Source organism: Methylophilus sp. DMC16, assembly GCF_056314045.1.
The window spans coordinates 643,709-660,883 of the sequence record NZ_JBQUZC010000002.1 but is presented as its reverse complement, the minus strand read 5'-3'; the positions used below and the strand labels follow the sequence as shown (position 1 = coordinate 660,883).

Below are 17,175 nucleotides of genomic sequence, written 5' to 3'. Positions count from 1 at the left end.
GATCAACGCTTCACTCCTGCATCCCTGTCTCGGCCGCTACCCATGCCAAATATTCCGGCAAACCCTCGCTCACATGGATGCCTACAATCTCTGGAAGTTCATAAGGATGCAGCATTCTAAGCCTGGCCGCACAGGCGGCATACCCCTGCCGCGTGGTTTTAATGCTCAGGGCAATTTCTTCCGCTTGCTCAATCTGCCCTTGCCAGCGATAAATAGAGGTGACCGGACTTGAAATATTGACGCATGCCGCCAACTTGTCTGTAAGCAACGTCTGCGCGATATGCTCGGCACATGCCTTGTTCGGCACATGCGTAAACACGATTATAATTTCCTCTTTTGGCGTCATCGCGCGCTGACTCACAGACAGGATTCTGACATGCGTTTTCTCATCCTTGCTATTCTACTGGCTTTTCCGTTTCTGGAGATAGCGGTCCTGATCGAACTCAGCCAGCGCTATGGCTGGTGGGTCTTGGTCTACCTGATCATGATCGGCTATCTGGGCCTCAAGCTGATTCGTGGTGAAAAAGACCTGATCGCGTCACGCTTGTTTCAGCAAATGACGGCCGGTGGCAACCCGGTAGCCGCCATCTTTTCCACTGCCAGAAACTTGCTGGCCGGAGTATTACTCCTGATTCCGGGCGTCATTAGCGATGTCATTGCCGTGATTCTGTTACTGATTCCAACCAACAACCCAACCGTCAGCGGGCAGCATCAACAACCCCATGCACGCTACCGTCACAGCGCGAATGACGAGGTGATTGAGGGGGAATTTACCGAAGTCCCTGACAGCAAACCGGTAGATAATGTCGTGCATCTCCCCCGCAAAGATTAACGCTTGGAAAATATCGTCTTATGAACCGTGTCCTGATTGAAAACAGTGGCCATACCTTTGATGTCCGCCCCAGCCAAACCGTGCTCGAAGCCGCCATTGAAGCGGGTATCAACTTACCCTATGGCTGCCGTAATGGCGCTTGCGGCGCCTGCAAAGGCAAGGTGCTTACCGGCAAAGTCATGCATGATGATTACCAAGGCAACGCCTTGACCGATGCCGAGCTTGCAGCTGGCATGGCTTTGTTTTGCTGTGCCAGACCCCTTGAAGACCTGGTCATTGAATGCCGCCAGATCGATATGGTACAAGGCATCAAACCGCGTATTTTGCCGGTACGCATTCAACACAAACAGCAGCTCGGCGACGATGTAATGGTCTTGCACCTGCAATTACCTGCCACTGAACAACTGACCTTTATGGCTGGACAATACATCGAATTTTTACTCAAGGATGGCCGCCGCCGGGCTTTCTCCATCGCCAATGCGCCACATGAAAAAGGGTTTATTGAATTGCATATCCGTAAAATTGCTGGTGGGCATTTTACCGAGCAAGTGTTCAATGACATGCCGCTTAAAACCATATTGCGTATGGAAGCGCCTCTCGGCAGTTTTTTCCTGCGAGAGCAAAACCAAAAACCCATCATCATGGTGGCGGGTGGTACAGGGTTTGCACCGGTCAAAGGCATGATAGAACACATGATTTTCAATCAGATTCAACGTCCGGTGTACCTATACCGCGGTGCTCGCCAGATCAATGATTTGTATATGGACGACCTCTGCCAGCGCTGGACACAGTTTATGCCTAACATTCAGTATATCCCCGTCATTTCCGACGGTCACGACGACGATGGCTGGCAAGGCCGCCGTGGTCTGGTACATCAAGCCGTGTTGGAGGATCACGCAGACTTAAGTGGATTCGAAGTCTACGCTTGCGGCGCACCTGGCATGGTGGATATTGCGAAAGAAACTTTTGTAAAGCAAGGGTTACCAGAGGAAGAGTTTTATAGTGATGCGTTTACGTTTGCGCCTAAATAAGCAATCTCTATAGTTTTTTATTCGTTTGCGGCAACGGCGATTAGTAAAGCGCACTTCATCGAGAAGAATACTTGCATCAATTATGTAAGGTTTATTTCGCCGGTAAGCGAAACCTACTGCTGATGGTTACCGGAAGAGCGCAAATGTACGATAAATGTGTCGACATCATCTGGTGGGTAAATTCCCACATCTTTTCGGACTTGATAAAGCAAATCACTTAGCAATTTATCATGTTCATCTAACGGTAAGTTCTTATTTAATGTAATGGCTTCAACAAATTTATAGAGCTCATTAAGCACCAATTGAGGAGCAAATAACATTAAATTATTCACCGCCTTCGAAAACTCTTTCTGGTTTTGGTGTGTATGTTCGCCATTAACCACTCCACTCAAACTATCCACAAATGCTTTGTAATAAGCTAGTTTTTCTTTACGCCACTCAGCTTCTCGCTCTTTTTTCTTAGTAAACCAGAATGTTGCCGCTGCGATAAACAAGCCGCCAACAATAGTCAGAATTTGAGCAAAAATCGCACTCATAATGATGCTTTTAACCAGCGTGCAATATCCATCGCATAATAAGTTAGCACGCCATCCGCCCCGGCACGTTTAAAACCAAGCATCGCTTCCAGCACACAGGCTTTTTCATCCAGCCAGCCATTTTGTGCAGCGGCTTTGAGCATGGCGTATTCACCGCTAACATGATATGCATAAGTCGGTACGCCAAACTCGTCTTTGACACGGCGTACGATATCCAGATAGGGCATACCTGGTTTAACCATGACCATATCCGCGCCTTCTTCCAAATCCAGTGCGACTTCTTTTAATGCTTCATCAGAATTGGCTGGGTCCATCTGGTAGTTGTATTTGTTGCTTTTGCCCAGATTGGCCGCTGAACCGACCGCATCGCGGAAAGGACCGTAAAACGCTGAGGCGTATTTGGCAGAGTAAGCAAGAATTCGCGTGTAGATGTAGCCTTGCTCTTCAAGCGCATCACGAATGGCGCCAATCCGGCCATCCATCATGTCAGAGGGCGCAACTACATCGGCGCCCGCTTCTGCGTGACATAACGCCTGCTTCACCAGCACTTCAACAGTTTCGTCATTCAGGACATAGCCGGTATCGTCGATCAGGCCATCCTGGCCGTGAGTGGTGTACGGGTCTAAAGCCACGTCAGTGATCACGCCCAAGTCCGGGAAAGCCTTTTTCAGGGCTCGCACAGTCCGTGGCACCAGGCCTTCAGAGTTATAAGCTTCTTTGGCATCCAGGCTTTTGTATTGTTGTGGCACCACCGGAAATAAAGCCAGCGCGGGAATACCTAGTTTTACGCACTCTTCAGCGGTCTTGAGCAGCACATCCAGGCTTTGACGCTGTACGCCAGGCATCGATTTAACTTCTTCAATCGCGCCTTCACCCTCAAGCACAAACACCGGGTAAATCAAGTCATTGGTGGTGAGAACGTTTTCACGCATCAAGCGACGTGAAAATTCGTCTTTGCGCATACGGCGTGGACGGATGGCTAAAAATTGATTACTCATATCGATTCCTTTTTTGACCACAGCATCTGGTCAAATTGCGTGCGCTTTCAATCATTGCGCCTGATTTGGATACGCTCATGCAGGGCATACCTTTGCACTCACGCTGTTTAAAACTTCTCCTAACCAAAGACCCTGGCGAGTTCTGCACCTGGATCCTCTTGCCGCATAAATGCTTCGCCGACCAAAAAGCCATTCACATGATGGCTGCGCATCAAAGCCACATCTTCTGGTGTGAAAATGCCAGACTCTGTGACGACAAAACGGTCTTCCGGCATGTTCTCGAGCAGGTCGAGCGTGGTTTGCAAGGTGACATCGAACGTGCGCAAATTGCGGTTGTTGATTCCCAGTAGCGGCGTTTCCAGTTGCAGCGCGAGTTCAAGCTCATCCGCGTCATGGACTTCGACGAGTACCGCCATGCCCAGATTGTGGGCCGTCAGCTCCAGTTCCTGCATTTGTGACAGTTCGAGAGCTGCCACGATGAGCAACACGCAGTCAGCGCCCATGGCTCGGGCTTCGTAAATCTGATAAGGATCTATCATGAAATCCTTGCGCAACACGGGCAATTTGCAGGCAGCGCGCGCTTGCTGAAGGTAGGCAGCAGATCCCTGAAAATATTGCTCGTCAGTCAGTACCGATAAACAGGCCGCGCCGCCTTTTTCATAGCTTTTAGCAATGGCGGCCGGATTAAAATCAGCACGGATGATGCCTTTGGACGGGCTGGCTTTTTTAATTTCAGCAATCACGGCAGGTTTATCTGCATCCACCTTTTTAACAATATTGCCTATAAAGTCACGGCAATCCGGCTGACTCAGCGCTTCATCACGTATCGCATCCAATGACTTGCTAGCTTGCGCTTTGCTGATTTCTTCACGTTTGGTCGCTAAAATTTTATTTAAAATATCGGACATAATCTGCTCGCATGCCTTATTCGTAAGTGTGATTTTGATGTTTGATCCAGCCATGCTGGTGGCCCTGCGGGTCATGATGCGTCCAGTGCATAATGCCGCCTTTGGGGTTATAGATATATTCGCCTTTAAAACTGATCTGATCCCCTATGTTCAGGTTTTCTACCCTGGGTGCGAGGTCAATATTATGCGCAAATAATAATGTTTGCTCTGGCGACACGCTCACCAGAAACCGCTGGTGCCTGGCACCTTGAGTGTCATCGGGCAACAGCTTCTTCACCGTACCGCTGCCTTCGAGCCAGACATGACTTTGCTTTTGGGCAAATGCCTGCTTAAGCGCCGCATTCTCTTCAGTGACGAGTCCTGCCGAGAGCGGTTGCAAGTGTACAGACTGCACCTGCGATTTTACCTCTAGCGCAGACTGTGGCTGATTCAGCGGACTGGATTGCTCTGCTTGCTGGCAGGCGGCCAGCAAGCAGAATATTGCAATCAGCGCCCCTTGTTTCATGCTGCCTGACTCAAGGCCTTCAATTGCTGCAGTTTACGCAACGCTGCGCCTGAATCAATCGATTGCGCGGCTTGCGCAATGCCTGATGGCAAATCGCTTGCCAGGCCAGACACATAAATCGCCGCCCCGGCATTGAGCAAGACGATATCGCGGGCAGGACCTGTTTCGCCGGAGAGCAGGCCTAAGATAATGTCACTCGAATGCTGCGCACTTTCCACATGAATGCTGTTTACATCATGTACGGGCATGCCAAACTGGGTAGGGTTTAAAGTGTATTGACTCACCTGGCCATGCTTGAGCTCGGCCACATAAGTATCTGCTGAAAAAGAAATTTCATCCATTTCATCCGCACTGTGCACCACCATGACATGCTCGCTGCCGAGCTTTTGCAAGGTTTGCGCCAGCAAAGGCACCAGGTCACGGTGAAAAACCCCCATCACCTGACGCTTGGCGCCGGCCGGATTGGTCATGGGGCCTAACAGGTTGAACATGGTGCGCACGCCCAGCTCACGGCGCACCGGGGCAGCATATTTCATGGCCGCGTGGTGGTTAGGCGCAAACATAAAGCCGATTCCGGCCTCGTTCACGCAGCGCGCCACTTGCTCAGCCGTTAAGCCAATGTTGACGCCCAGGGCTTCCAGCACATCGGCGGAACCGCTCTTGGACGAAGCGGCCCGGCCACCATGCTTGGCGATTTTGGCGCCGGCCCCGGCCGCCACAAACGCGGATGCGGTAGACACATTAAAGGCTTTGTTGGGCGCACCGCCAGTGCCGCAGGTGTCAATTAAATGCGTAGAATCGGTAATTTCTACCTTGCTGGACAGGTCGCGCATCACCTGTGCAGCAGCGGCGATTTCGGTGACGGTTTCACCCTTGACGCGCAGGGCCGACAAAAAGCCGGCAATCTGGATTTGGGTAAACTCGCCGCTCATGATCTGCTGCATGATTTCCAGCATTTCTTCATGCGTGAAATCTGTATGGTCAATCAGGCGCTGTAAGGCGATTTTAGGTGTGATGGCCATCAATAGCCTTTCAGGAAGTTATCCAGCAGCTCATGCCCGTATTCAGTCAAGATAGACTCGGGGTGAAACTGTACGCCTTCCACGGCCAGTGTTTTATGCTTGACGCCCATGATCTCGCCATCTTCGGTCCAGGCCGTAATCTCCAGGCAATCCGGAATAGTTTCGCGCTCGATGACCAGCGAATGGTAACGCGTCGCGGTATAGGGATTAGGCAGGTTTCTGAACACACCGGTATTGGTATGGTGGATCAATGAGGTTTTGCCGTGCATCAGGGTTTTGGCCTTAATGATGTTGCCGCCAAACGCCTGGCCTATGCTCTGGTGACCCAAACAGACGCCCAGCAAAGGAATCTTGCCGGCAAACTCGTGAATCAGAGGCACGGAAATCCCGGCTTCGTTTGGTGTGCACGGTCCAGGAGAAATCACGATTTTTTCCGGTGCCATCGCTTTGATCTGTTCTAGCGTGATTTCGTCATTGCGGTGCACATGCACATCTTGCCCCAGCTCGCCAAAATACTGCACGAGGTTATAGGTAAAAGAGTCGTAGTTATCAATCATCAACAACATATCAGGCTCCTTTTCCTGCATGGGTTTGAACATTGGCTGCCTGGCTATCCAGTCCTGCCTGCACCAGCTCAGCGGCGCGGATCACGGCTTTGGCCTTGTTTTGGGTTTCTTCCCATTCGCTTTGCGGCACCGAGTCGGCCACAATGCCGGCGCCCGCCTGCACATAGAGTTTTTTGTTTTTGATCACGGCAGTACGGATCGCAATCGCCACATCCATATCGCCATTAAAGCCTAAATAGCCGACGGCGCCAGCATAAATGCCACGTTTGGAAGGCTCCAGTTCTTCAATGATTTCCATGGCGCGCACTTTAGGGGCACCAGACACGGTCCCGGCAGGGAAAGTCGCTTTGAGCACATCAATCGCATCCAAGCCTGGCTTGAGCTGACCTTCAACATTGCTGACGATATGCATGACGTGTGAATAACGCTCTATCGTCATGTTGTCGGTGACTTTCACAGTGCCCGTGAGCGCGACGCGACCCACATCATTGCGGCCCAGATCCATCAACTGCACATGCTCGGCACGCTCTTTAGGGTCAGCCAGCAGCTCGGCTTCGAGGGCCAGGTCATGATCACGGTTTTTACCGCGTGGGCGTGTCCCGGCAATCGGCCGTGATGTCACGGTGGTCTCTTCCAGACGCACCAGAATCTCTGGCGAGGCACCGACCACATGGTGATCATCCATATCGTAATAGAACATATAAGGAGATGGGTTGAGGCTACGCAAGGCGCGGTACAAGCTCAATGGCGAGGCGTCAAAGTCTTGCGACATCCGCTGGCTCAATACCACCTGCATGATGTCGCCTTCTAAAATATATTGCTGTGCCTTTTTTACTGCCGCTTTGAAGTTGTCTTCACCAAACTCAGAAATAGCCTCTGTTTTAGCGCTCGGCAATGCAGCAGGAATCTCTACGCTACACCGTAACTTCCCGACCAAGGTGTGCATGCGTGCGCATGCAGTTTCATAGGCATTGGCTTTAGCCGGGTCAGCATACACGATGAAATACAGTTTGCCGGAGAGGTTATCCACCACGGCAATTTCTTCTGACACCATCAATAATATATCTGGCGTACCAATCACATCTGGCTTTTTCTGCTTACCCAGACGTTTTTCAATGTATTGAATAGTCTCATAGCCAAAATAGCCAGCCAGGCCACCGGTAAAGCGCGGCAAACCATCGTAAGGCGGCGTTTTAAAGCGCGCCTGATAGGCCTTGATAAAGTCCAGCGGATTTTGATCGCTATGCGATTCAACGACTTGATGATCCTGAATCACGTGCAATTGCTGCTCACGCACCACAATTCGCGTGGTGGCAGGCAGGCCTATGATCGAATAGCGGCCAAAGCGCTCACCGCCTTGTACGCTTTCAAGCAGATAGGAATAAGGTTGATTGGCCAGTTTGAGATACAGTGATAAAGGCGTATCCAGATCGGCAAAGGTTTCTAGCACCAGCGGAATACGGTTGTAGCCTTGCGCCGCCAGCGCGTCGAATTCGGTCTTGCTTAATGTGCTTAACATGATGCTTTTTTCCAGTTTGATTCGTAGAGTGCCGTGCAAACAATCACAGCAGGTCGGTGCAAATGGCGCGCACCTGCGCGTGGGGCAGGACTAGCCCCGCCACGAACGACGCCAGCTTAATACTGGCCAACTGGAAGAATGATGAGCACAAAACATCATGGTAATTAAGGTCTATTTTTTATGATCCCTGCTTTAGGAGTGCAGGTAACTCCAGCAAGTTCACCACCTCGGTGAGTTGCTGCACGGTAGCATCTACCGTCGCGACATCAATTTCGCGGCCTTGATTATACCCATAAGGCACGGTCACGACAAAGCATCCGGCAGCATGCGCGGCCTGAATATCCGTCTCCGAGTCCCCTACCAGCACCGCTTCAGCAGGCAGCACACCTAGCTTTTGGCAAATATGCAACAACGGCAAGGGGTCAGGTTTCTTTTTGGGCAAGCTGTCGCCAGAAATAATGACCTCAAAAAAATCAGCCAAACCTGCTTGTTGCAGCAAAGGTAAGGTGAATTTTTCGGGTTTATTGGTCACACAAGCCAGGCGATAGCCTTGTTTCTTCAGCTGCTGCAAAGCAGGGACAACCCCTGCGAATGGCTGGCTTTGGGTGGCGTTGGCAGTATAAAAATCATGATACAGCGGCTGCGCCTGCGCAAACAAAACGGCCCCTGGCTCCACCTGCACGCTCCCTGTGAGGCAGCGCTTGATCAGGTTTTGCACGCCTTCGCCAATATAAGTGGCGATTTGTGCTTGCGGCAACATGGGTTTGCCCAAAGCCACCAACATACGGTTGGCAGCTTCGGCAATTTGCGGTGCGGTATCCAGCAGGGTGCCGTCCAGGTCGAACATCACCAACTTCACTTGAAACCGCATCACAACAGGCTTTTTTAAATTAAACAGTGGCTAAAGAAGCACGCATCGCCGCAACAACCGTGTCATAACGGTTAGGATCGGTGTCTTTAGGTGAGCCAAAAATCGCGCTGCCTGCAACAAAGGTATCCGCACCGGCTTTTGCGATGTCTGCGATGTTGTTGGCGTTCACACCACCGTCCACTTCCAGCCAGATTTGACGGCCGGTTTTTTCGTAGTAGGCATCAATGCGTGCACGCGCTTGTTTCAGTTTGTCCAGCGTGGCAGGAATGAATTTTTGACCACCAAAGCCTGGGTTCACCGACATCAGCAAAATCATGTCCACTTTATCCATCACGTAATCCAGGTAATGCAATGGTGTCGCTGGGTTAAATACCAAGCCAGACTTACAGCCGCTATCACGGATCAAGGCCAGGCTACGGTCAATATGGTCAGACGCTTCCGGATGGAAAGTGATGATGTCCGCACCCGCTTTGGCAAAGTCTGGGATGATACGGTCAACAGGTTTCACCATCAGGTGCACGTCGATGAGTGCGCCAACATTGTGTGACAGGTCACGAATCGCGTCACATACCAATGGACCAATGGTCAGGTTAGGCACGTAATGGTTGTCCATCACGTCAAAGTGCACGATATCGGTGCCGGATTTGATCACGTTTTCGATTTCCTGGCCCAACTTGGCAAAGTTGGCAGACAGAATACTGGGGGCAATGCGGAAAGTTTTGTCCATGCGCTTGATGTTCCGTAATTGAATCTAATAAAAGTTAGCAAAACCAATATTTTAACGCCATTTTGTGACAAATTGACAGGATTCTTGCTTGCCGCCGCCGAATATAAGAAAATGTCGGCACTTTTGACATGGATGCCTCTCCAATTCGCCATGAACCACCTGCAAGCGCCCACGTGTTTCACTTTTGACCCTGTCCCGCAGGTAAAATAGCGCCATGCAACTGTATACCATTGGTGTCAACCACACCACCGCCCCCATTGCCATCCGCGAGAACGTTGCGTTTAACAACGAAACCTTGCCGCAAGCACTGGCTGATCTGGCACGACACAATGTGGCAGAGGTGGCGATCCTGTCCACCTGCAACCGCACCGAAATCTATGTGCAATCCATCCGGCCAGAAGTGGTGATTGATTGGCTGGCAGCGTATCACCGCCTGGAGGCAGACAAGTTGCTGCCCTACACCTACACCTTGAGCAGCCACGAGGCCGTCAAACATGCGTTCCGCGTGGCCAGCGGGCTGGATAGTATGGTGTTGGGCGAGGCACAGATTCTGGGCCAATTCAAGCAATCGGTAAAAATTGCCCAGGACGCAGGCACCTTGGGCACCCTCTTGCACAAACTGTTTCAACGCACGTTTGAAGTGGCTAAAGAAGTGCGCACTAACACCGATATCGGCGGCAGCTCGATCTCAATGGCCGCCGCAGCGGTCAAACTGGCACAACGGATTTTTGGCGACTTGAGTGCGCAACGCGTGCTGTTTATCGGCGCGGGCGAAATGATAGAGCTCTGTGCCGACCATTTTGCCGCGCAAAAACCGAAAAAAATCACCGTGGCAAACCGTACACTGGAGCGCGGCGAACAACTGGCAGACAAGATTCGCGGCCAGGGCCTCAATGTACAGGCTATTTTGCTCAACGACCTGCCAGAGCGTTTTCAGGAATTCGACATCGTCATCACCAGCACCGCCAGTCAGCTGCCCATTGTTGGCTTGGGCATGGTAGAACGCGCCATTAAAGCGCGTAAGCACAGACCGATGTTTATGGTAGACCTGGCCGTGCCGCGGGATATCGAACCTGAAGTTTCGGCACTGGATGACGTATTTTTGTACACCGTAGATGATTTGGCGCAAGTGGTCTCCGAAGGTCTGGGCAATCGCAAAGAAGCCGCGATAGATGCCGAAATGATCGTCAACGCACGCGTTGAACATTTTATGCAATGGCTCAAGCAGCGCGAAGCGGTGCCCACCATCAAGGCCCTGCGTGATCAGGTAGACAGCCTACGCAAGGCTGAGGTGGAAAAATCGCTCAAATTGCTGCAAAAAGGCGAGCCGCCCGAAAAAGTACTCGAACATCTCAGCAATGCACTGACCAACAAGTTTTTGCATGGCCCCAGCCACGCGCTCAACAACACCGAAGGCGATGCCCATGCGCACATGGAGCATCTGGTCAAACAACTTTTTCAGTTAAAAGAATAACTTTTCAAGATATCGGCCTCCGCTGACGCTTTGAATTTTAGGGTCCCACAATGAAACCAAGCATGTTGCAAAAGCTCGCCAACCTAAGCGAGCGTCTCGAAGAACTGAACCGCCTACTCAGCAGCGAGGGCGTGACTGACAATATGGATAACTACCGTAAAATCATGCAGGAACATACGGAAATCACCCCGATTGTCGAGCAGTATCACGTCTACGCGCAAACCGAGTCCGACATCAAAGAGGCACATGCCATGGTGTCTGACCCTGAGATGAAAGAGTTTGCCCAGGAAGAAATCGAGACTGGCAAAAAGCGCCTCGAAGAAGTTGCCCTCACCCTGCAAAAACTGCTGCTGCCTAAAGACCCCAACGACGACAAAAATATTTTCCTCGAAATCCGTGCCGGCACCGGTGGCGATGAATCCGGCCTATTCGCCGGTGACCTGTTCCGCATGTATTCGCGCTATGCCGACCGCCAGGGCTGGAAGGTAGAAGTGGTCTCTGCCAACGAAGGCGAGGTCGGCGGCTACAAAGAAATTATTGCCAAAATTATCGGCTACGGGGCTTATTCAAAACTCAAATTTGAGTCCGGCGGCCACCGCGTACAGCGCGTGCCCGATACCGAAACACAAGGCCGGATTCACACTTCAGCCTGTACCGTCGCGATTTTGCCCGAGGTGGAAGAGGTGGGTGATGTAGAAATCAACCCGGCCGATATCCGCATCGACACTTTCCGCGCCAGTGGTGCGGGTGGTCAGCACATCAACAAAACCGACTCAGCCGTACGGATCACGCACGCACCGACCGGCATTGTGGTGGAATGCCAGGACGGCCGCAGCCAGCACGCCAACAAGGCGCAAGCCATGCAAGTGCTGGCCGCGCGCATTAAAGCCAAACAAGTCGATGAGCAACAAAGCAAAATCGCCTCCGAGCGGCGCAACCTGATTGGTTCGGGTGACCGCTCAGAACGTATTCGCACTTACAACTACCCACAAGGCCGCATTACCGACCACCGCATCAACCTGACACTGTATAAAATTGATGCGATTACCGAGGGCGACATGGATGAGTTGATTAATGCGCTGGCGACTGAATATCAGGCGGATTTGTTGGCGAGTTTGGGCGAAGACGCCTAATCGAAAAATATGGTGACAGAAACTCATCTCCACCATCGAGGCAGTTGCCTGTGTGAAACGGTGCACTATGAAGTCAGAGGCGCACTGGGAGAACTGGTATATTGCCACTGTCAACGTTGCCGCAAAGCGACCGGCTCAGCCTTTATTGCAGTTGCGCCTGTGCCCAAGGCCAACTTCAGCATCACGCAGGGCGAGACGGCACTTAAAACTTACCGCAGTGAAGCAGGGGTTTGTCGTGTATTTTGCAGTCATTGTGGCTCGCCCATCATGGCTTACCGCGAGAGTGCACCCGATATCTTGCGACTTCGAATCGGGACCCTAGATACGCCGCTCCCCACTCAGGTATCAGCCCATATCTTTGTTGGCTCCAAAGCAGACTGGCATGAGATTCACGATGATGCGCCCCAATATGTTGAGCGCCCGTGACTGAATCGTCCCCGCACATGACCCCATTTCGCATCCCTGTTGCGCCGCGTAGTATCCAGAAAGATAATCCAATCAAGTTCTTGCTGGATACTGAGGCCGTCGACTGCTTGGCACATAATATCGGATTAGTGCATTCGGCTTTTGATGGACACGCGTTCAAAAGCTTGGCGCTCACCAACATTGCAGCACTGGGGATTATGGACCGCTCAGCGCATATTGCTGCGGCATTAAAAGCGACCTTACCCGCAAAGTTTTCTGAAGCCACCGACATTCTGCTCAGCACGCTAACGCCGCCGAATGTACACACCGAACGTCTCGGCTTGAGTGTGTTTTTTTACTTGCCGCATACACGCTTCATTGCCGACTACGGGCGTGATCCGCAACACAACGCGGGCGAAGATCCTTTTGACACGGCCATGCGTGCCCAATATGAATTGACGCGCCGCTTTACCGCCGAATTTTCGATCCGTCCGTTCCTGATGCATGATTTTGAGCGCACCTTGAATCAACTGACCTTGTGGCTAAACGACGCAGATCCGCATGTGCGCCGCTTATGCTCTGAAGGCTGTCGTCCCCGCTTGCCTTGGGGCGCGCGTATTCCCCAGTTGATTAAAGACCCCAGGCCAACACTGCCTATTCTGGAAGCCCTGAAAAATGACCCCAGCCTGTATGTACGCCGCAGTGTTGCCAATCATCTGGGCGATATCGCCAAAGACCATCCAGCATTGGCATTTGAGGTGTGTGAGCGCTGGCTGACTAATGCGGATAAAGACTTGAAATGGGTGATCCGCCATGCGGTGCGCCATCCTGCCAAGCAAGGCAACGCGCATGCGCGTGCTATCCGGCTGGCGGCAGGAGGAAAATAAATGCTACCGACCATCCGCGCCTGCCTGGATGCTGCAAAAATCCAATTGATGCAAACCATCCTGGCTGACGAAGCCAGCATAGAAGCCCGCATGTTATTAATGGAGGTGCTCAAGGTGAACCATGCCTGGCTACTCGGTCATGCACTGGATTTGCTGGATACGCAAAAACAAGCGGACTTTAAGGTCTTAATTGACCGCCGCCTAAAAGGGGAGCCCATCGCGCATATTTTGGGCTATCGGGAATTTTTCGGGCTCGCGCTCAGAGTGACGCCTGACACCTTAATCCCGCGACCAGATACTGAAACTCTGGTAGAGGCTGCCTTGGAAAAAATCAACCAGCATGCGCGCGGCAAACCGCTTGAAGTGTTGGACCTGGGCACAGGAACCGGGGCTATCGCACTCGCGCTGGCCAAACATGGACCAGACTGCCAGGTGACTGCGGTGGATGCCTCTGAAGCAGCCTTGGCCGTCGCAAAAGACAACGCTTATGCGCTGGGCATTGAGAATACGCAGTTTGTGTTAAGCGACTGGTTTTCAGCACTGGCTCCCAAACCTTACCATGTAATCGTGAGTAATCCGCCCTATATCGAAGCGGACGACCCGCATCTGCAACAAGGCGATTTGCGTTTTGAACCCTTATCGGCGCTGGCTTCAGGGGCAGATGGTTTGCAAGCGATCCGGCAGATTATTGCCCAGGCGCCTGGCTATTTGACTGAAAATGGATGGCTCATGCTGGAGCACGGTTACAACCAGGCGGACGCCGTGCAATCACTCTTAAAAGCACAAGGGTTTGCAGAGATTGCAACGATGCATGATCTGGGTAATCAGCCCCGAGTCACGTCAGGAAAATGGCCACTAGCAAAACCAGTATGATTTTTGCTAGATTGAAAACAAAACCTTTATCTAAGGAGTTGTGATGCAGCCTATCCCTAATATTAAAGCCGTGCTATTTGACCTGGATGGCGTGTTGTATATCGGCAATCAAGTCATCAATGGCGCGATCGCGGCCGTGAAACAACTGCGCGAAGCGGGCATTGCGGTCCGCTTTGTCACCAACACTAGCACGCTATCTTTAGCGTCCTTGCAATCCAAGCTGAATGCGTTGGGCTTCAATGTAGTGCCCGAAGAAATCATGAGTGCACCACAAGCGACCATCCAGTACCTCAAAAAGCAGCCGAACCCGGTCTGTAAATTGTTGCTGGCAGACGATGTGAAAAAAGATTTTGCCTGTTTTGATCAATCGGAAACCGCGGCCAATTATGTGGTGATCGGCGATATAGGCGACCGCTGGTCTTACCAACTACTCAATGAAGTGTTTACCTGCCTGGTGAATGGCGCGCAGTTAATTGCCATCCATAAAAACCGCTTCTGGCAAACCGAGACTGGCTTGCAAATGGATATTGGCGCGTTTGTCACCGGGCTGGAGTACGCCAGCAATACCAAAGCCATGCTAATGGGCAAGCCTTCGCAGCATTTCTTTCATATGGCCATCGATGCCTTACGGCTGAAACCTTCGGAAGTGCTAATGATAGGCGATGATATTGATGCGGATATTGGCGGTGCACAAGATGCGGGCTTGCATGGCATTCTGGTCAAAACTGGAAAATATCGCGAAACCTATACGCGCTTATCCGCCGTGGAGCCGGATGCGATGATTGCTTCAGTGGCAGATTTACCGGCATTGCTAGGCTGCTTTTCTGCCTCCGCCCATTCCTCCTGACCGGGTCAGCCCGGTCTCGCCGTTTCGGCATGCCGCATAGTATAATTGCGGCATGTTTGAATCGAATTCTGTTGGTATCGTTAAAGCGCAAGTTGCGCATTTCACCCGGCCGCTCACGCTTAAAAGCGGCGCCGTGTTGCCACAATACCATCTTGCTTATGAAACCTATGGTGAACTTAACGCGGCCAAAAGCAATGCCGTGTTGATTTGCCACGCCCTGTCTGGCAACCATCATGTGGCTGGCCGTTATACGCCAGAAGATAAATATCCTGGCTGGTGGGATAACCTGGTGGGTCCGGGCAAACCGCTGGATACCAACAAGTTTTTTGTGATCGGGTTGAATAACCTGGGCGGCTGTCATGGCAGTAGCGGCCCATCCAGCGTGGATCCGCTGACAGACAAGCCTTATAGCGCTAGTTTTCCGGTCGTGACCGTAGAAGACTGGGTAGAGTCGCAAGCGCGACTGTTAGATTACCTCGGTATTGACCAACTGGCGGCGGTGATTGGAGGCAGTCTGGGGGGCATGCAAGCGCTGCACTGGAACATTGTATATCCCGAGCGTGTGCGGCATGCTTTTGTGATCGCCTCTGCACCCAACCTGACCGCACAGAACATGGCGTTTAACGAAGTGGCACGCCAGGCGATTATCACTGACCCCGAGTTTTTTGACGGCGATTATTACAACCATGGCACCGTGCCTCGCCGTGGCTTGCGCATTGCCCGCATGCTGGGTCATATCACCTATCTGTCAGACGATGCCATGGGTGAAAAATTTGGCCGCAAACTGCGTCATGGCGATGTGAAGTACAGCTTTGATGTCGAGTTTGAAATGGAGTCTTACTTGCGCTATCAAGGCGACAAGTTTGCCGGCGAATTTGATGCCAACACCTATTTACGCATGACACGCGCGCTGGATTATTTTGACCCAGCGCTGGATTTTGAAGGCAATTTGAGCAAGGCGCTCAGCCGCGCCAAAGCCAAGTTTGTCGTCATCTCGTTTACCACCGACTGGCGTTTTTCGCCTGCACGTTCGCGCGAGATCGTCCAGGCCTTGCTGGATAACGCCTTGCCCGTGAAGTATGCCGAGGTCACCTCGGCCCATGGGCATGATGCCTTCTTGATGCCTGATCCGCATTACCATGCCATCATGCGCGCCTATCTGGAGCAAATCAAAGTATGACGAATGTAAATATTACCAATGTTCGCCCAGACTTTGCATTAATTACAAAATGGGTGCAAATGAAAGCCAAAGTGCTGGATTTGGGTTGCGCAGATGGCACGCTGCTCACGCACTTGCATCAAACGCTTGGCATTACAGGCTACGGCATTGAAAAAGACGATGCCAATTGGTTGGCGGCATTAAAAAATGGCGTGGATGTGATTCAAATGAACCTCGAAGAAGGCCTGTCCGGCTTTGAAGACCAGTCGTTTGATACAGTCATTTTGTCGCAAACCTTGCAGGCCATGCACAATACTGAAAGCATCGTGCATGAAATGCTGCGGGTAGGGCGCGAAATCATCGTCACCTTCCCCAATTTTGGCTATTGGCGCAACCGCCTGCAAATCACGCTGGGCAACATGCCCGTCTCCAAAAGCCTGCCCTATCAATGGTACGACACGCCGAACGTGCACTTATGTACCATCCACGATTTTGACCACTTCTGCCATCAGCACAACATTCAAGTCATTGAGCGTAAAGTGATTACCGATGGCCAGGATATCCATTTCTTGCCTAACTTGCTGGGCAACCTGGCCATGTACAGGCTAAAACGCGCTTAAACTTAGCGCATGGCCGCGCTCCAAGGCCTTTAGATTTATTAAAATCGTGGATTATCTCTAAATTTAAGGAGCAAACAATCTGCAAAGCCCAAAAGGCTTTCATAAATACAAGTATCTAGGATTGCAAGACCTGACCCCGTAGCCTTGACGTACCGCCAAGCCGCATCAGCGACATCGTGAACGGTATCCGCCCAATTAGCGCGTATACAGCTTTAAGATTAGGCTTGTTTTTTAACATGGCGCCACGTTACTAGTTAAACCT

Annotated in this window: 20 protein-coding genes; 10 read left to right on the top strand and 10 right to left on the bottom strand. The window is 51.6% G+C overall.

The window, feature by feature from the left end; genetic code table 11:
• Positions 1–10 precede the first annotated feature (10 nt).
• Positions 11–319: a divalent-cation tolerance protein CutA gene (gene cutA, locus ACT53D_RS11280; RefSeq protein ID WP_409934465.1), complete on the bottom strand. Its 309-nt coding sequence runs from the start codon at positions 317–319 to the stop codon at positions 11–13.
• 57 nt (positions 320–376) lie between these two features.
• Between cutA and ACT53D_RS11275 the strand changes: the two genes are divergently transcribed.
• Complete coding sequence (locus ACT53D_RS11275) at positions 377–832, top strand: FxsA family protein (protein ID WP_379073856.1); 456 nt, start codon at positions 377–379, stop codon at positions 830–832.
• 20 nt (positions 833–852) lie between these two features.
• On the top strand, positions 853–1,863 hold the full coding sequence (locus ACT53D_RS11270; RefSeq protein ID WP_476156237.1) for a CDP-6-deoxy-delta-3,4-glucoseen reductase: 1,011 nt from the start codon (positions 853–855) through the stop codon (positions 1,861–1,863).
• A gap of 113 nt (positions 1,864–1,976) precedes the next feature.
• Here the strand turns inward: ACT53D_RS11270 and ACT53D_RS11265 are convergent, their stop codons facing one another.
• The 9 genes from ACT53D_RS11265 to rpe all read right to left on the bottom strand — a co-directional run bounded on the left by ACT53D_RS11265 (position 1,977) and on the right by rpe (position 9,515).
• Complete coding sequence (locus tag ACT53D_RS11265) at positions 1,977–2,399, bottom strand: hypothetical protein (protein WP_476156235.1); 423 nt, start codon at positions 2,397–2,399, stop codon at positions 1,977–1,979.
• Positions 2,396–3,397: a porphobilinogen synthase gene (gene hemB / locus ACT53D_RS11260; protein ID WP_476156233.1), complete on the bottom strand. Its 1,002-nt coding sequence runs from the start codon at positions 3,395–3,397 to the stop codon at positions 2,396–2,398. Before hemB ends, ACT53D_RS11265 begins: the two co-directional genes overlap by 4 nt.
• Positions 3,398–3,516: 119 nt before the next feature.
• The gene (gene trpC, locus ACT53D_RS11255) at positions 3,517–4,305 is read right to left on the bottom strand and encodes an indole-3-glycerol phosphate synthase TrpC (protein WP_338655838.1); all 789 of its coding nucleotides are present in this window, start codon (positions 4,303–4,305) and stop codon (positions 3,517–3,519) included.
• A gap of 16 nt (positions 4,306–4,321) precedes the next feature.
• On the bottom strand, positions 4,322–4,810 hold the full coding sequence (locus ACT53D_RS11250) for a DUF3465 domain-containing protein (protein ID WP_476156231.1): 489 nt from the start codon (positions 4,808–4,810) through the stop codon (positions 4,322–4,324).
• On the bottom strand, positions 4,807–5,832 hold the full coding sequence (gene trpD, locus ACT53D_RS11245) for an anthranilate phosphoribosyltransferase (protein WP_476144747.1): 1,026 nt from the start codon (positions 5,830–5,832) through the stop codon (positions 4,807–4,809). The genes ACT53D_RS11250 and trpD overlap by 4 nt, the downstream gene beginning before the upstream one ends.
• Entirely contained in the window at positions 5,832–6,398 is a 567-nt protein-coding gene (locus ACT53D_RS11240) for an aminodeoxychorismate/anthranilate synthase component II (RefSeq protein ID WP_026295541.1), read from the bottom strand. The genes trpD and ACT53D_RS11240 overlap by 1 nt, the downstream gene beginning before the upstream one ends.
• Position 6,399: 1 nt before the next feature.
• The gene (gene trpE / locus ACT53D_RS11235) at positions 6,400–7,917 is read right to left on the bottom strand and encodes an anthranilate synthase component I (protein WP_476156229.1); all 1,518 of its coding nucleotides are present in this window, start codon (positions 7,915–7,917) and stop codon (positions 6,400–6,402) included.
• Positions 7,918–8,095: 178 nt separating this feature from the next.
• Positions 8,096–8,788, bottom strand: coding sequence for a phosphoglycolate phosphatase (locus tag ACT53D_RS11230; RefSeq protein WP_476156227.1), 693 nt, complete (start codon positions 8,786–8,788; stop codon positions 8,096–8,098).
• Between the two features lie 19 nt (positions 8,789–8,807).
• Complete coding sequence (gene rpe, locus ACT53D_RS11225; protein ID WP_379073866.1) at positions 8,808–9,515, bottom strand: ribulose-phosphate 3-epimerase; 708 nt, start codon at positions 9,513–9,515, stop codon at positions 8,808–8,810.
• Positions 9,516–9,729: 214 nt separating this feature from the next.
• Here rpe and hemA point away from each other — a divergent pair, with 214 nt between their 5' ends.
• The 8 genes from hemA to metW are packed head-to-tail and all read left to right on the top strand — an operon-like array spanning position 9,730 to position 16,913.
• Positions 9,730–10,989, top strand: a complete 1,260-nt coding sequence (hemA, locus tag ACT53D_RS11220) for a glutamyl-tRNA reductase (RefSeq protein ID WP_194749603.1) — start codon at positions 9,730–9,732, stop codon at positions 10,987–10,989.
• Between the two features lie 50 nt (positions 10,990–11,039).
• Positions 11,040–12,122 carry a peptide chain release factor 1 gene (gene prfA / locus ACT53D_RS11215; RefSeq protein WP_476156224.1) on the top strand — a complete coding sequence of 361 codons (1,083 nt, stop codon included), beginning with the start codon at positions 11,040–11,042 and terminating at the stop codon, positions 12,120–12,122.
• A 9-nt stretch (positions 12,123–12,131) separates the two neighbouring features.
• Entirely contained in the window at positions 12,132–12,548 is a 417-nt protein-coding gene (locus ACT53D_RS11210; RefSeq protein WP_476156222.1) for a GFA family protein, read from the top strand.
• Between the two features lie 17 nt (positions 12,549–12,565).
• Positions 12,566–13,414, top strand: coding sequence for a DNA alkylation repair protein (locus ACT53D_RS11205; protein WP_476156220.1), 849 nt, complete (start codon positions 12,566–12,568; stop codon positions 13,412–13,414).
• Positions 13,415–14,287, top strand: coding sequence for a peptide chain release factor N(5)-glutamine methyltransferase (gene prmC, locus ACT53D_RS11200; RefSeq protein WP_476156218.1), 873 nt, complete (start codon positions 13,415–13,417; stop codon positions 14,285–14,287).
• Between the two features lie 43 nt (positions 14,288–14,330).
• Positions 14,331–15,134, top strand: coding sequence for a TIGR01458 family HAD-type hydrolase (locus ACT53D_RS11195; protein ID WP_194749608.1), 804 nt, complete (start codon positions 14,331–14,333; stop codon positions 15,132–15,134).
• Positions 15,135–15,186: 52 nt separating this feature from the next.
• A complete protein-coding gene (metX, locus tag ACT53D_RS11190) occupies positions 15,187–16,314 on the top strand; it encodes a homoserine O-succinyltransferase MetX (RefSeq protein WP_194749609.1) in 1,128 nt (375 codons plus the stop codon).
• Positions 16,311–16,913, top strand: a complete 603-nt coding sequence (gene metW, locus ACT53D_RS11185) for a methionine biosynthesis protein MetW (protein WP_476156216.1) — start codon at positions 16,311–16,313, stop codon at positions 16,911–16,913. Before metX ends, metW begins: the two co-directional genes overlap by 4 nt.
• Positions 16,914–17,175 lie beyond the last annotated feature (262 nt).

Coding starts and splice junctions, on each gene's coding strand:
- ACT53D_RS11275 (WP_379073856.1), top strand. CDS start 377: ATGCGTTTTCTCATCCTTGCTATTCTACTGGCTTTTCCGTTTCTGGAG.
- ACT53D_RS11270 (WP_476156237.1), top strand. CDS start 853: ATGAACCGTGTCCTGATTGAAAACAGTGGCCATACCTTTGATGTCCGC.
- ACT53D_RS11265 (WP_476156235.1), bottom strand. CDS start 2,399: ATGAGTGCGATTTTTGCTCAAATTCTGACTATTGTTGGCGGCTTGTTT.
- hemB (WP_476156233.1), bottom strand. CDS start 3,397: ATGAGTAATCAATTTTTAGCCATCCGTCCACGCCGTATGCGCAAAGAC.
- trpC (WP_338655838.1), bottom strand. CDS start 4,305: ATGTCCGATATTTTAAATAAAATTTTAGCGACCAAACGTGAAGAAATC.
- ACT53D_RS11250 (WP_476156231.1), bottom strand. CDS start 4,810: ATGAAACAAGGGGCGCTGATTGCAATATTCTGCTTGCTGGCCGCCTGC.
- trpD (WP_476144747.1), bottom strand. CDS start 5,832: ATGGCCATCACACCTAAAATCGCCTTACAGCGCCTGATTGACCATACA.
- ACT53D_RS11240 (WP_026295541.1), bottom strand. CDS start 6,398: ATGTTGTTGATGATTGATAACTACGACTCTTTTACCTATAACCTCGTG.
- trpE (WP_476156229.1), bottom strand. CDS start 7,917: ATGTTAAGCACATTAAGCAAGACCGAATTCGACGCGCTGGCGGCGCAA.
- ACT53D_RS11230 (WP_476156227.1), bottom strand. CDS start 8,788: ATGCGGTTTCAAGTGAAGTTGGTGATGTTCGACCTGGACGGCACCCTG.
- rpe (WP_379073866.1), bottom strand. CDS start 9,515: ATGGACAAAACTTTCCGCATTGCCCCCAGTATTCTGTCTGCCAACTTT.
- hemA (WP_194749603.1), top strand. CDS start 9,730: ATGCAACTGTATACCATTGGTGTCAACCACACCACCGCCCCCATTGCC.
- prfA (WP_476156224.1), top strand. CDS start 11,040: ATGAAACCAAGCATGTTGCAAAAGCTCGCCAACCTAAGCGAGCGTCTC.
- ACT53D_RS11210 (WP_476156222.1), top strand. CDS start 12,132: ATGGTGACAGAAACTCATCTCCACCATCGAGGCAGTTGCCTGTGTGAA.
- ACT53D_RS11205 (WP_476156220.1), top strand. CDS start 12,566: ATGACCCCATTTCGCATCCCTGTTGCGCCGCGTAGTATCCAGAAAGAT.
- prmC (WP_476156218.1), top strand. CDS start 13,415: ATGCTACCGACCATCCGCGCCTGCCTGGATGCTGCAAAAATCCAATTG.
- ACT53D_RS11195 (WP_194749608.1), top strand. CDS start 14,331: ATGCAGCCTATCCCTAATATTAAAGCCGTGCTATTTGACCTGGATGGC.
- metX (WP_194749609.1), top strand. CDS start 15,187: ATGTTTGAATCGAATTCTGTTGGTATCGTTAAAGCGCAAGTTGCGCAT.
- metW (WP_476156216.1), top strand. CDS start 16,311: ATGACGAATGTAAATATTACCAATGTTCGCCCAGACTTTGCATTAATT.